This is a genomic window from Curtobacterium sp. PvP017 (genome assembly GCF_054060195.1).
Genome location: NZ_JBSSCY010000002.1, coordinates 310,728 through 322,782 on the forward strand (window position 1 = coordinate 310,728; position 12,055 = coordinate 322,782).

The following is a 12,055-nucleotide window of genomic DNA, read 5'->3' on the forward strand; positions in this document are numbered from 1 at the left end:
GATGAAGAAGCACATCGCAGTCGTCGCGCTCGCAACAGCGGCGGCGATCTCCCTGGCCGGATGCGCCGGCTCCCCCGGCTCGTCCGCGAACGCCCACGTCGACCTGACGTTCTGGCACGGGTACACCGAGGCCGACGGCAAGGTCCTGGACGGCATCGTCAAGGACTTCAACGAGTCGCAGGACAAGGTCACGATCACGACCCAGACGAAGACGTGGGCGGTCATCGACGACACGATGCTCCCCGCGCTGACGGCGAAGAAGGGCCCGGACATCGTCGCGATGACCTCGGACCGACTGCCCGTCTACGCCGAGAAGAAGGCCCTCGTCGACCTGAGCGACTTCTACGACGACGACACCAGCAACACCGGCGAGCTCAAGGAGCAGGCCGTCGCGATGGAGCAGGTCGACGGCAAGGAGTACGGCGTCCCGAGCGGCTTCGTCCCCCTGTCCGTGATCTACAACAAGAAGCTCTTCGCCGAGGCCGGCATCGACGCGTTCCCGACGACGTGGGACGAGTGGGTCGCCGACGCGAAGAAGCTGACGAAGGACGAGAACGGCGACGGCACCCCGGAGCAGTACGGGCTCGTGCTGCCGGACCACCAGACGGTCGGCAACGGCATCTGGCCGAGCCTGTTCGCGGGCAACGGCGGCTCGATCACGAACGACGCCGGGACGAAGTCGACCATCGACTCCGCTGCGAACGTCGAGACGCTCGAGTACTGGGCGAAGGCGATCCGGCAGGACAAGATCTCGCCGACCGGTGTCGACGGCATCGCGGCCGACAAGCTCTTCACCGCCGGCAAGACCGCCATGGAGATCGGCGGCCCGTGGATGGCCGGCGTCGCGAAGGCGTCCGACATCGACTACGGGATCGCCGCGATCCCGGCCGGCCCGAAGGCGCAGGTGGCCTCCGCCATCGGCATCTCGCTCGGCGTGACGGCACAGACCGACGACCCGAAGCAGGCCGCTGCCGAGGACTTCCTGCGGTACTTCAACCAGAAGGACGTCGCGACCAAGTGGGCGCTCGGGTCGGGTTGGCCGTCCCTGCGCACCGACGTCACCGCCGCCGACGTCGACGCGAACCCCACCGTCGCGGCGCTGACCGGTCTGACCGGCACGACGATCCCGCTCCTCCCGGGCGTCGTGAACAGCGGTGACGTGCTCACCGCCCTCGACACCGCGACGCAGAAGTCGATCGCGGGCGGCGACCCCGAGTCGCTGCTCGGCACCGCCGACGTCGACGTGCAGTCAGCCCTGAAGTAGCAGCAGCGGCCCCCGGAGGACCCTCGTGACCACGCAGCAACTCGGCCGACGCCGTCGGTACCGCCCCCCGCGACAGCTCGGCGGCCGGACTCCCCTGAACGGGACCTTCCGGCGCCGTGCGACCGTCGTCGGCTTCCTCGCACCCGCGATCGTCATCCTCGGAGCGTTCGTGCTCTGGCCGATGCTCTCGGCACTGCGGCTCTCGTTCACCGACGCCAGCGGCTTCGGTGACCCGAGCTGGGTCGGCTTCGCGAACTACGTCCGGGTCTTCACCGACCCCGACGTGGTCCGCTCGATCGGCAACACGGCGCTGTACTCGGTGCTGTTCACCCCGGTCGCGATCGCGGTCGCGCTGGCGCTGGCGTTGGCGCTCAACCACCCGGCGCTGCCGTTCCGCGGCTTCTTCCGCTCGGCGCTGTTCCTGCCGTTCATCGTGTCCCTGGCGGTCGCCGCGTTCGCGTGGTCGTACCTGCTCGACCCGCAGATCGGCCTGCTGAACCACTGGCTCCAGGTGGGCGGCATCCGGCTCGGCAACGTCCTGCAGGACCCGACGCTCGCCATGCCGACCGTGGTGCTCGTCGCGGTCTGGAAGAACTTCGGCTTCTACATGGTCATCTTCCTGGCGGGGCTGCAGGAGATCCCGACCAGCCTGTACGAGGCGGCGCAGCTGGACGGTGCGAACGGCCGCCAGCGGTTCGCGAACGTGACGTTCCCGATGCTCAGCAACACCATGGCGTTCGTCGTCATCGTCGCGCTCATCGCCGCACTGCAGGCGTTCGACCAGATCTACGTCCTGACCGGCGGCGGGCCGTACCGGTCCACCGAGACGATCGTCATGCAGATCTACCAGTCCGGGTTCAAGGACCTCGACCTCGGCTTCGCGTCCGCCCTGGCGTACGTGCTGCTCATCGCGACCCTGCTGCTGAGCCTCGTGCAGTTCCTGTTCTTCGGCAAGCGCGGAGAGGACACCGCATCATGACCGCACTCCCCCGTCCGGCCACCGCGGTCCGGCGCAGGACCGTCGCCCGGCGCCCACCGTCGATGCGGTGGCTCGGTTTCGCCGCCGTGCTCATCGTCACCCTCGCGGTGCTGCTCCCCGTGCTCGTGATCGTCTTCACGGCGTTCAAGCCGGCGAGCGAGGTGAACGCCTACCCGCCGACGCTCTTCCCGCACACGTGGACGCTCGACAACTTCCGGGCGATCTTCACGCAGCTGCCGTTCGGCCGGCTCATCCTGAACAGCTTCGCCTTCGCCGGCGGGGTGACGGTGTTCGCGCTGGCGTTCGACGCGCTCGCCGCCTACGCGCTGGCCCGGCTCGACTTCCGGGGCAGCAGGGTCCTGCTCATCGTGATCATCGCCAGCCTGATGATCCCGTTCCAGGCCACCCTGATCCCGATCTACCAGCTCGTGTCCGACCTCGGGTGGGTGAACACCTTCGCCGGCCTCATCGCCCCGCGGGCGGCAGACGCGTTCGGGATCTTCTTCCTCCGGCAGTTCTTCGTGTCGCTCCCCCGCGACCTCGACAACGCGGCGCGCATCGACGGCGCGTCCGAGTGGCGGATCTTCCGGAGCATCATCCTGCCGAACGCCGTGCCGGCACTGCTCACCCTCGGCATCTTCACCTTCGTCAACAACTGGAACGACCTGCTCTGGCCGCTGGTGTTCACCACGGACCAGGACATGGGGACCATCACCTCGGGGCTGACGCTGCTGACCGGACCCGGTGGCATCATCCCGCAGGGCGTGATGATGGCCGGCGCCCTGATCGCCGTGCTGCCCCTCGCCGTCATGTTCCTGCTCGTGCAACGGCGCTTCATCGAGAGCGTCGCCAGCACCGGGCTCAAGTGACGACGACACCGCGCGGTCCCCTCGGGGGAGCGCCCACCACGAAACGAGACACCATGCACTGGTCCGACGACGGACGGCTGCACTTCGCCCTGGGCATCGAGGACACCTTCGTCCCGCAGGCCCGGCCGGGTGAGCGCCCCATCGACGAGTACGAACTCACCGACCACTACCGGCAGTACGCCGCCGACCTCGGCCTGGCGGTCGACGTCGGTGCCGAGCTGCTCCGCTGGGGCGTCCCCTGGTACCGGGTGGCCCCGGAGCCGGGCGTCTGGGACTGGTCCTGGGTCGACGGTGTCATGCAGCGCTTCCGTGAGACCGGCCTGCGGCCCGTCATCGACCTGCTGCACTACGGCACACCGCTCTGGCTCGACGGCCAGTTCGCGAACCCCGACTACCCGGCGCACGTCACGGAGTACGCGGCCCGGTTCGCCGCCCGGTACGGCGACGTCGCGACCGACTACACGCCCGTCAACGAGCCCGTGATCCACGCCCTGTTCTCGGGTGAGTACGGCTACTGGCCGCCGTACCTGACCGGCGCCGAGGGCTCCGCCCGCATCGCCTCGGCCCTGGCGAAGGGGTTCGTCTCCACCCAGCACGCGATCGCTCGTGAGCTCGGTGACGACGCCACCTTCGTGCACGTCGACGCCGGTATCCGGTACGTCGGCGACGTCGACGTCCCCGAGCACCGTGACACCGTGGCGCGGCTCCGCGCCCAGACGTTCCTGGTCGAGGACCTCGTGACCGGCGGGGTCGACGACCACCATCCGCTCGTCGGACGGCTGCGCTCCGGCGGTGTCACCGACGTGGACCTGGACTGGTTCCGACAGCACGCGGTCCGGCCGGACGTGACGGGCGTCAACTACTACCCGCTGCACTCCACCGAGGTGTTCGAGTCGGGGGTGCACCACGGCGGCGGGTTCGCGGACCCGCGGCCCTACGAGGACACCGGTGTCGAGGGGCTCCGCGACGTCCTCACCACGTACGCCGAGCGGTACGGCGCTCCGGTCATGCTGACCGAGACGTGCGTCACCGGGTCCGTCGACGAACGCATCGGCTGGCTCGACGACTCCGTGGCCGCCGTGCACGAGCTCCGTGCCGAGGGCGTCCCGGTGGTCGGGTACACCTGGTGGCCGCTGTTCGACATGTACGAGTGGACCTGGCGGCACACGGACGCACCCCGCCAGGAGCACCTGCTCACGATGGGCCTCTTCGACCTCGTCGAGGACGGCGACGGCGGGCTCGACCGCCGTCGCAACCCGGTCGCCGACGCGTTCGCTGCGCACACGCGGCAGGAACGAGCCGTGGCAGCGGCCCTGTCGGCGACCCAGTGACGGTCTGGAGGCGCGAGTCGGGTCGGTCCCGCGCCTCCCGTCCGTCTCCGCGCACCACCACTGCACCACAACCGCACCACCTGACCGAACGGAGCACCATGTCCCTCCGCCTCGGCGCCGCTCCGGCGCCTCGTCGACGCCGAACGCTCGCGCTCGTCGTCACCGCTGCCGCCGCCGCGGCAGCCCTCGTCGCCGGTGTCACCGGCCCCGCCCCCGCGCAGGCGGTCACGACCGGCAACGGAGCCCTCGTGTACTCACCTGCCGCGGGCTCCTCGTTCAACCCGGAGGGCGGCCGCGCTGCCGGGACCACCTACGCGAAGAACATCGTCCTGAAGAACAGCGGGTCGGCGAACGGGCAGCAGTTCGTCACGTTCGACCAGCTGGTGCTCGAGAACGGGGTGCAGGTCTACCCGATCTACCGCAGCACCGACAACGGCACCTCGTGGAGCCGCGTCGCCACCGTCAAGCCGAGCGCGCAGTTCCCGACGCTCACGCGCACCGCCCAGCCCTCGCTGTACGAGACCCCGATCCAGCTCGGCACCATGCCCGCTGGGACCCTCTTGCTGAGCGGGATGATCATGCCGACCGACCGGTCGAGCAGCCGGCTGGTCATGTACAAGAGCCTCGACCACGGTCTCACCTGGTCGTTCGTGAGCACCGTCGACACCGGCGGGCCTGCCACCTACGACCCGAGTCCGACCTCGACCACCTCGACCGTGTGGGAGCCGTCCGTCGCGGTCGACGCCAACGGCGGTCTCGTGACCTACTTCTCCGACGAACGGCAGAAGGCGAACAACGTCCTGCAGGCCGTCAGCTACCGACGGTCGACGGACGGCGGACTCACCTGGGGTGGCCTGGTGAACGTCTCGGCGCCGACGAACAAGAGTGACCGGCCCGGCATGATCACGGTCACCCGGATCCCGAACGGCAACTACGTGGCGACGTTCGAGGTCGTCAACCGACCGAGCCAGACGAACAACACGGCGCCGGTGTACTTCAAGACATCGCCCGACGGACTCACCTGGAGCCCGGAGACGAGCATCGGCACGAAGATCGCACTGCCCGACGGCCGCGGGGTCGGTTCCTCACCCGAGGTCCGCTGGGTCCCGACGACGGGCAACGCGAACGGCATGATCGTGGTGTCGTCGAAGTGGACGCTCGACAGTGCCGGCAACATCGACGGCGGGCAGAACTTCGTCGTCAACCGCAACCAGGGCTCCGGCTCGTGGGAGCAGCTGCCCTACGCCGTCACGTACGACGCCCGCGACGCCGAAGGAGGCACGTTCAGCGGCTTCGCCCAGGGCTTCGACTCGAGCGCGGACGGCAAGACGCTCTACCAGGCGACGAACGTCGAGAACCTGACGACGACCTACAACGACGTGCGGGTCGGGTCGATCCCGATCAACGCGCTGCGGTACGAGGCCGAGTCCGCGGTCCGGAACGACACGAGCACCGTCACGCAGGCCGACGCGGTGGGCGGCGCGAAGGTCGGCAACATCAACAACGCGACCAGCTCCGTGCAGTTCACGGTGCAGGCGGCGACCGCGGGGACGTACACCGTCAACGTCCGGTACGACAACGGCACCGGGGCGACGAGCACGCATGCGCTCGCCGTCAACGGGACGTTGGCCGGGACGATCAGCTACGCGCCGACCGTCAACTGGGGGCGCTTCGGGTGGGCGCAGAAGACCGTCACCCTGAAGGCCGGCGCGAACACGCTGACCTTCACGAAGGGCACCGGCTTCGCGGAGCTGGACCAGATCCAGGTGTTCCAGCCCTGACGCCGCACCAGCTGCCCTGGTCGTGACCAGGTGGCGGACGGGAGGCACGGTGCGGGCGCGCACCGTGCCTCCCGTCCGTTCTGCCGTTCCGTCTCAGGCCGCGACCGCTCCGTCCGCCGGCTCGCGCAACGCCGGGCAGTGCTCGGCGGTCGGGTGCTCGGAGATCGCGATGACCTCGTCGAGCCGGCCGCGTGCCGCTTCGAGCTCTGCCATCTGCGCCGTGATCCGATCGCGCTCGGCGACCAGCAGCGCGAAGGACTCCGGGGTCGCGTGGCCGCTGTCCACGCACGGCAGCAGCTGCACGATCGTGCGGCTCGGCAGGCCTGCGGCGAACAGCTGCTGCACGAGCTGCACGCGTTCCACCGCCGGGGCGTCGTAGACGCGCTGCCCGCTGGTCGTCCGCGACGCGGTGAGCAGTCCCTGCTCCTCGTAGTACCGCAGCGAGCGCACGCTGGCGCCGGTCTCCGCGGCGAGGTCGCCGATCCGCATGCCGACTCCGATCCGGGGCTTGCCCCTGACATCCATGTGAGGTCTTAGCGTAACCGAGCCGCTGCGGGAGACACCCGCACGGCAGGAGGAGACACCATGGAGATCGCTGGATCGGTCGCACTCGTCACCGGCTCGAACCGGGGCATCGGACGCCGCTTCGCCCTGCAGCTGCTGGAGCGCGGGGCCACCAAGGTCTACGCGACCGCACGCCGACCGGAACTCGTCGACGTCGAAGGCGTGGTGGCGCTGCCGCTCGACATCACCGACCAGGCGTCGATCGCGGCGGCGGCCGCAGCCGCGGGCGACGTCACCCTGCTCGTGAACAACGCGGGCATCTCGACGACGGGCTCGCTGCTCACCGACGACCTGACGGACGCGCGCCGCGAGATGGACACGCACTACTGGGGGAACCTCGCGATGATCCGTGCGTTCGCACCGGTGATCGAGCGCAACGGTGGCGGTGGCATCGTGAACGTCCTGTCCGCGCTGTCCTGGTTCGTCTACCCGGGATCCGGTGCGTACGCGGCGGCGAAGGCCGCCGAGTGGAACCTGACCAACGCCGTCCGGCTGGAGCTCGCCGGCAAGGGGATCAGCGTGCAGGGGCTGCACCTCGGCGCGGCGGACACGGACATGATGGACGGCTACGAGGGACCGAAGGTCGACCCGGCCGACGTGGCGCGGGCCGCGCTGGACGGCGTCGAGCGCGGCGCGGCCGAGGTCGTCGTCGACGAGTGGAGCAGCGCGGTGAAGGCGTCGCTGTCGCAGGACCCGTCGGCGTTCTACGCGCAGTTCGCCTGAGCGGGGCGGCGCCGGGGTCGCACCCGGCGCCCCGCCGCCGTGCGGGGCGGGGCGCGTCCCGCAGCCGGTCGGCTGGGAGGGCTCACATCCCCGGGTCCCACACTGACGCCACGGTGTCGCCGTACCGAGTCCGAGATCCTCTCGTGCTCCCGCGGGGAGCCGCCAAGGGAGTCATCATGACGGACCAGTCCGAGGCGGCCTCGACGCCGCTCGCGCTCACGAGTGTGGTGGCCTCCGGCCTGCCCACCGAACTCGGCAAGCCCACGGCGGCGAAGTACTACGACGTCCCGGCGGTGTTCAACCGCCGACCCGACGCGGTCGAGATGGCGGGCCTGCGCGGTGCCGAAGGGCACGCGCAGCTCGTGACCGCCGGCTACCCCGACGTCACGCTGGACGTGCAGGACCGGCGTCTCGTCATCGGCAACACGAACCTCGGCCAGCTCGAACGCGGTCTCGCGACGGTGGTGGCGACGATCGTCGACGTCGTGAGTCGGGCCGCGCTGTTCGACAAGGAGCAGGTCCGCGACGCTGCCCGCATCGAGTTCGACGACCGCGCGGCTCGAGCCCGCGAGGTCACGCGGGCGGCGGAGCGGATCCACTTCGTGCCGGAGCCCGCGCACCTCCACGCGGGGTGACGGCGTCCGGGCCGTCGACGGCTCGTGCCCTCGACGGCCCGGGCAGGCGACGGCTGCGGAGCACTGCGCTAGCGTGGCAGCACGCGGGGACCGGATCAGCCCCCGCGTTCGAACCGGACCAGGACGGTGTCCCTCTGATGAACGACTTCACGACGGCGGTGACCGCGCTGCAGGCCGCCCCTGACGGCTCGGACATGTGCCCGCCGTTCCTGTCGACGCTGCCCGTCACCGGGGTCGGCATCTCGACGCTCGGCAACCCGCTCGGGTCGGGGACGGTGTGCGCGAGCGACGCGCGAGCGGAGCGGATCGACGAGATCCAGTTCGACCTCGGCGAGGGCCCGTGCTGGCAGGCGCTGACGACCCGCCGCCCGGTGCTGGAGTCCGACCTGTCCAACACCACGAACACCGGTTGGCCGCTCGCACTCGAGGAACTCCTGCGCGCCGGGGTCGGGGCCGTGTTCTCGTTCCCGATGCGCATCGGGACGATCCCGGTCGGCGCGGTCGACCTGTCCGTGGACAGCGAGCGCACCCTGACCGTGGGTCAGATCCGCGGCGCGGTGGAACTCACCGAGGTCGCCGCCCGTCGGGTGCTCCGTGGTGCGCTGCTCGCGGCGGCCGCGGACGGGCGAGCCGACATGGAGACCAGCCGGTACTCCCGACGTGAGGTGCACCAGGCGACCGGCATGGTCGCAGCACAGCTCGGGGTGGACGTCTCCGACGCCCTCCTCGTGCTGCAGGCGCACGCCTTCGCCACCGAACGCACCGTCCGCGACGTCTCGAACGACGTCATCGCTCGCCGCATCGACCTCGCCCGGCCGTACGGTTCCGAGAACTGAGGAGCACGCCCCATGGCACCGACCCGCGAGCGCCGGCTCATCGACACCTTCGTCACACTGACCGACACCCTCGTCGACGAGTACGACGTCGTCGACCTGCTGCAGAACCTGGTCGACAGCGTCGTCGACATCTTCGACGCCTCGGCCGCGGGCATCCTGCTGGCGAACCAGAACCAGGAACTCGAGGTCGTGGCGTCGACCAGTGAACGATCGAGCTTCGTCGGACTCCTGCAGCTCGACGCCGGCGAGGGCCCGTGCGTGGAGTGCTTCGCGACCGGGCGTCCCGTGTCCGTCGGCGACCAGGCGGAGATGCAACGCCGGTGGCCGACGTTCGCCGCCGCGTCGGCCGAGTCGGGGTACGCGTCGGTGCACGCGATCCCCATGCGGTTGCGGGACACGACGCTCGGATCGCTCAACCTGTTCCGCGAGACCGAGGGTGCGCTGAACCGTGACGACGCGCTGGCCGCGCAGGCACTGACCGACGTCGCGACCATCAGCATCCTGCAGCAGCGGACCCTGCAACACGCGGCGCTGACGCAGGCACAGTTGCAGCGAGCCCTCGACAGTCGGGTCGTGATCGAGCAGGCCAAGGGCTTCGTGGCGTACACGCACTCGGTCGAGACCGATGCGGCGTTCGAGCTGCTGCGACAGTACGCGCGGTCCCACCAGGAGCGGCTCGCCGACGTCGCCCGCGCGATCGTCGAACGTCGTCTGGTCCTCCCCGCCTGATCCCGTGTGTCCCCGGTCCTGACCGGCGTACGATCACCAGCAAGTCGTAGCCCCGGACCCCGGTTGCAGGCGCAGCACTGGATCCAGGAGGACACCATGGGCGACGAACTGGTCGTACCGACGGGCTACCGGAAGACCGAACGACGGTCGCCCCGAGCCGACACCACCTCGACGTACACCGCGCTGCTCGCGCAGGTGCGCACCGCGGGGCTCCTCGGCCGGCGCACGGGCTGGTACTGGGGTCTCATCGCCGTGCTCGCCGTGCTGCTCGGCATCACGGGCGGGGCGTTCGCCGTGCTCGGCGGCTCCTGGTACCAGCTGATCGTGGCCGGCGTGCTGGGCGCACTGTTCACGCAGTTCGCCTTCCTGTCCCACGAGGCCGCACACCGTCAGGTCTTCGCGTCGCACCACTGGAACGACCGAGCGGCCCGCTACGCCGGCACGTTCCTGACCGGGATCAGCTACGCGTGGTGGATGAACAAGCACACCCGGCACCACGCCAACCCGAACACGGTCGGCAAGGACCCCGACATCTCGTTCGACGCGATCTCGTTCCGGCCCGAGGACGCCGCCAGCCGGACCGGTTTCCTGCGCGTGCTCGTCCGGGTGCAGGGCTACGCGTTCTTCCCGATGCTCCTGGTCGAGGGTGTGAACCTGCACTGGCAGTCGATCCGCACGTACACCAGCCGCGGCCCGGTGAAGCGGCGGTGGGCCGAGGGATCCGTCTTCGTCGGGCGGTTCGTGCTCTACCTGGGCGTCGTGTTCTGGTTCCTGCCGGTCGGCATGGCCTTCGCGTTCCTCGGCGTGCAGCTCGCCGTGTTCGGGTTCCTCATGGGCATCGCGTTCGCACCGAACCACAAGGGCATGCCCGTCATCGAACCCGGCCGCCGCGTGGACTTCTTCTCACGCCAGGTCCTGACCTCGCGCGACATCGGGGGCGGCGCGTGGGTCGAGTACTTCATGGGCGGGCTGAACCACCAGGTGGAGCACCACCTGTTCCCGAGCATGGCGCGCCCGAACCTGCGCGCGGCCCGGGACATGGTCCGCAGGTACTGCGCCGACCAGGGCGTGCCGTACACCGAGACGACGCTGGTGCACTCCTACGTCATCGTGGTCCGCTACCTCAACGAGGTCGGTCTGGCGGCGCGCGATCCGTTCGCGTGTCCGATGGTCGAGCGGCTGCGCTGACCGAACGCGTGGGCGGGGCAGCATCTGTCCTGTTGGCGCAGCCCTGGACCTGACGGGTGCCCATCGGCGAGCATGGACCCGATCAGGGACGGCGGGCACAGGGGCTCGCCGCGGGAAGGGCAACCATGCGTCCTGTCAGGAACACGCTCACCACCGGGGCGGTCATCGCACTCGTCGTCGGCCTCACCGCCACGGCGGCACCCGCGCAGGCGGCGACGCCGAGCGCGTCGGCGGCCGGCAGCCGTTGCGCCGCGGGGACGCTCTCGGTGCAGACGCTCCGGACGGGGTGCACGGTCGCGTCCGGCACGGTCGTGTTGCCGGACGGCCGCACGTTCGCCGTGCCGGCCCCCGGTGAGAGCGTGATGGCGAGCAGCTCCGCGGCGCCGGGTGCTCCCGAGCTGGCGGAGGTCGTCATCGCGAACACCGGCACCGGGGGTGTCGCGGTCCGCATCGACGAGGCGTGGAGCGGTTCGGCACCGGCGGTCCGCCGGGAGCAGGCGCGGAGCGCCGCGGCCAGTGCGGCGGCTGCCGCGCCGGCCGCCACGACCGCGGCCACCACCAAGTGCACCAGCACGGCCAACGCACGGAACGGGTACCGCTGGGCGAGCACGGTGCAGTGGTACTACAACGAGTCCGGCCAGAAGTCGTCGTACGCCAAGGACGCGCTGCGCAAGGCGGCGAACGCGTGGACGGGCACGATCTCGTCGTGCGACCGCACCGTGACCTCGTCCGCGCGGAACTCCTACGTGCGCCTGGCGACCCAGGCACCCGGGCTCACCGACAAGGGCGCGTGCTCGAAGAGCAACGGCTACAGCGTCGTCGGGTGGGGCAAGCTGCCCTCCGGGACCCTCGGCGTGACGTGCGTCTGGTACGACGGCAACGGCGTCGCCAAGGAGTCCGACCAGCGGTACGCCACGAGCTACAAGTGGAGTTCCACGGCCACCTGCTCGGGCGCCCGGTTCGACACCCAGGCCGTCGCCACGCACGAGTGGGGGCACCTGTACGGGCTCGGCCACGTGAAGACCGGCACCGGTCAGGTCATGGAGCCGTCCGGCGGGTACTGCGACACCGGATCGCGGACGCTCGGGCTCGGTGACATGACCGGCATCGCGGCGATCTACTGACGCGCGGCTCCGGGCAGCGCCCGACCGTCAGG

12 protein-coding genes are annotated in these 12,055 nt (G+C 70.3%); 11 read left to right on the plus strand and 1 reads right to left on the minus strand.

Features of this window, described 5'->3' with window-relative positions; all coding sequences use genetic code 11:
* Position 1 precedes the first annotated feature (1 nt).
* The 5 genes from ACVKXF_RS05465 to ACVKXF_RS05485 all read left to right on the plus strand — a co-directional run bounded on the left by ACVKXF_RS05465 (position 2) and on the right by ACVKXF_RS05485 (position 6,224).
* On the plus strand, positions 2 to 1,264 hold the full coding sequence (locus tag ACVKXF_RS05465; RefSeq protein WP_340196957.1) for an ABC transporter substrate-binding protein: 1,263 nt from the start codon (positions 2 to 4) through the stop codon (positions 1,262 to 1,264).
* Positions 1,265 to 1,289: 25 nt separating this feature from the next.
* Entirely contained in the window at positions 1,290 to 2,243 is a 954-nt protein-coding gene (locus ACVKXF_RS05470; RefSeq protein WP_456795111.1) for a carbohydrate ABC transporter permease, read from the plus strand.
* A complete protein-coding gene (locus tag ACVKXF_RS05475; RefSeq protein WP_396289683.1) occupies positions 2,240 to 3,112 on the plus strand; it encodes a carbohydrate ABC transporter permease in 873 nt (290 codons plus the stop codon). Before ACVKXF_RS05470 ends, ACVKXF_RS05475 begins: the two co-directional genes overlap by 4 nt.
* Before the next feature lie 53 nt (positions 3,113 to 3,165).
* The gene (locus ACVKXF_RS05480) at positions 3,166 to 4,443 is read left to right on the plus strand and encodes a family 1 glycosylhydrolase (RefSeq protein ID WP_456795112.1); all 1,278 of its coding nucleotides are present in this window, start codon (positions 3,166 to 3,168) and stop codon (positions 4,441 to 4,443) included.
* A 98-nt stretch (positions 4,444 to 4,541) separates the two neighbouring features.
* Positions 4,542 to 6,224 carry a CBM35 domain-containing protein gene (locus ACVKXF_RS05485; protein ID WP_456795113.1) on the plus strand — a complete coding sequence of 561 codons (1,683 nt, stop codon included), beginning with the start codon at positions 4,542 to 4,544 and terminating at the stop codon, positions 6,222 to 6,224.
* A gap of 93 nt (positions 6,225 to 6,317) precedes the next feature.
* Here the strand turns inward: ACVKXF_RS05485 and ACVKXF_RS05490 are convergent, their stop codons facing one another.
* Complete coding sequence (locus ACVKXF_RS05490) at positions 6,318 to 6,749, minus strand: MerR family transcriptional regulator (protein WP_259586778.1); 432 nt, start codon at positions 6,747 to 6,749, stop codon at positions 6,318 to 6,320.
* A gap of 60 nt (positions 6,750 to 6,809) precedes the next feature.
* On the opposite strand from ACVKXF_RS05490, the gene ACVKXF_RS05495 reads away from it, so the two are divergent.
* The 6 genes from ACVKXF_RS05495 (at position 6,810) to ACVKXF_RS05520 (ending at position 12,023) form a co-directional block, all read left to right on the plus strand.
* Positions 6,810 to 7,511, plus strand: coding sequence for an SDR family oxidoreductase (locus ACVKXF_RS05495; RefSeq protein ID WP_123311421.1), 702 nt, complete (start codon positions 6,810 to 6,812; stop codon positions 7,509 to 7,511).
* A gap of 176 nt (positions 7,512 to 7,687) precedes the next feature.
* Positions 7,688 to 8,146 carry a hypothetical protein gene (locus ACVKXF_RS05500; RefSeq protein ID WP_456795114.1) on the plus strand — a complete coding sequence of 153 codons (459 nt, stop codon included), beginning with the start codon at positions 7,688 to 7,690 and terminating at the stop codon, positions 8,144 to 8,146.
* 137 nt (positions 8,147 to 8,283) lie between these two features.
* On the plus strand, positions 8,284 to 8,982 hold the full coding sequence (locus ACVKXF_RS05505) for a GAF and ANTAR domain-containing protein (RefSeq protein WP_123311425.1): 699 nt from the start codon (positions 8,284 to 8,286) through the stop codon (positions 8,980 to 8,982).
* A gap of 12 nt (positions 8,983 to 8,994) precedes the next feature.
* Positions 8,995 to 9,711, plus strand: a complete 717-nt coding sequence (locus ACVKXF_RS05510) for a GAF and ANTAR domain-containing protein (RefSeq protein WP_123311427.1) — start codon at positions 8,995 to 8,997, stop codon at positions 9,709 to 9,711.
* A 96-nt stretch (positions 9,712 to 9,807) separates the two neighbouring features.
* Positions 9,808 to 10,899, plus strand: coding sequence for a fatty acid desaturase family protein (locus ACVKXF_RS05515; RefSeq protein ID WP_123312205.1), 1,092 nt, complete (start codon positions 9,808 to 9,810; stop codon positions 10,897 to 10,899).
* A gap of 125 nt (positions 10,900 to 11,024) precedes the next feature.
* Positions 11,025 to 12,023 carry a matrixin family metalloprotease gene (locus ACVKXF_RS05520; protein ID WP_123311430.1) on the plus strand — a complete coding sequence of 333 codons (999 nt, stop codon included), beginning with the start codon at positions 11,025 to 11,027 and terminating at the stop codon, positions 12,021 to 12,023.
* Positions 12,024 to 12,055 lie beyond the last annotated feature (32 nt).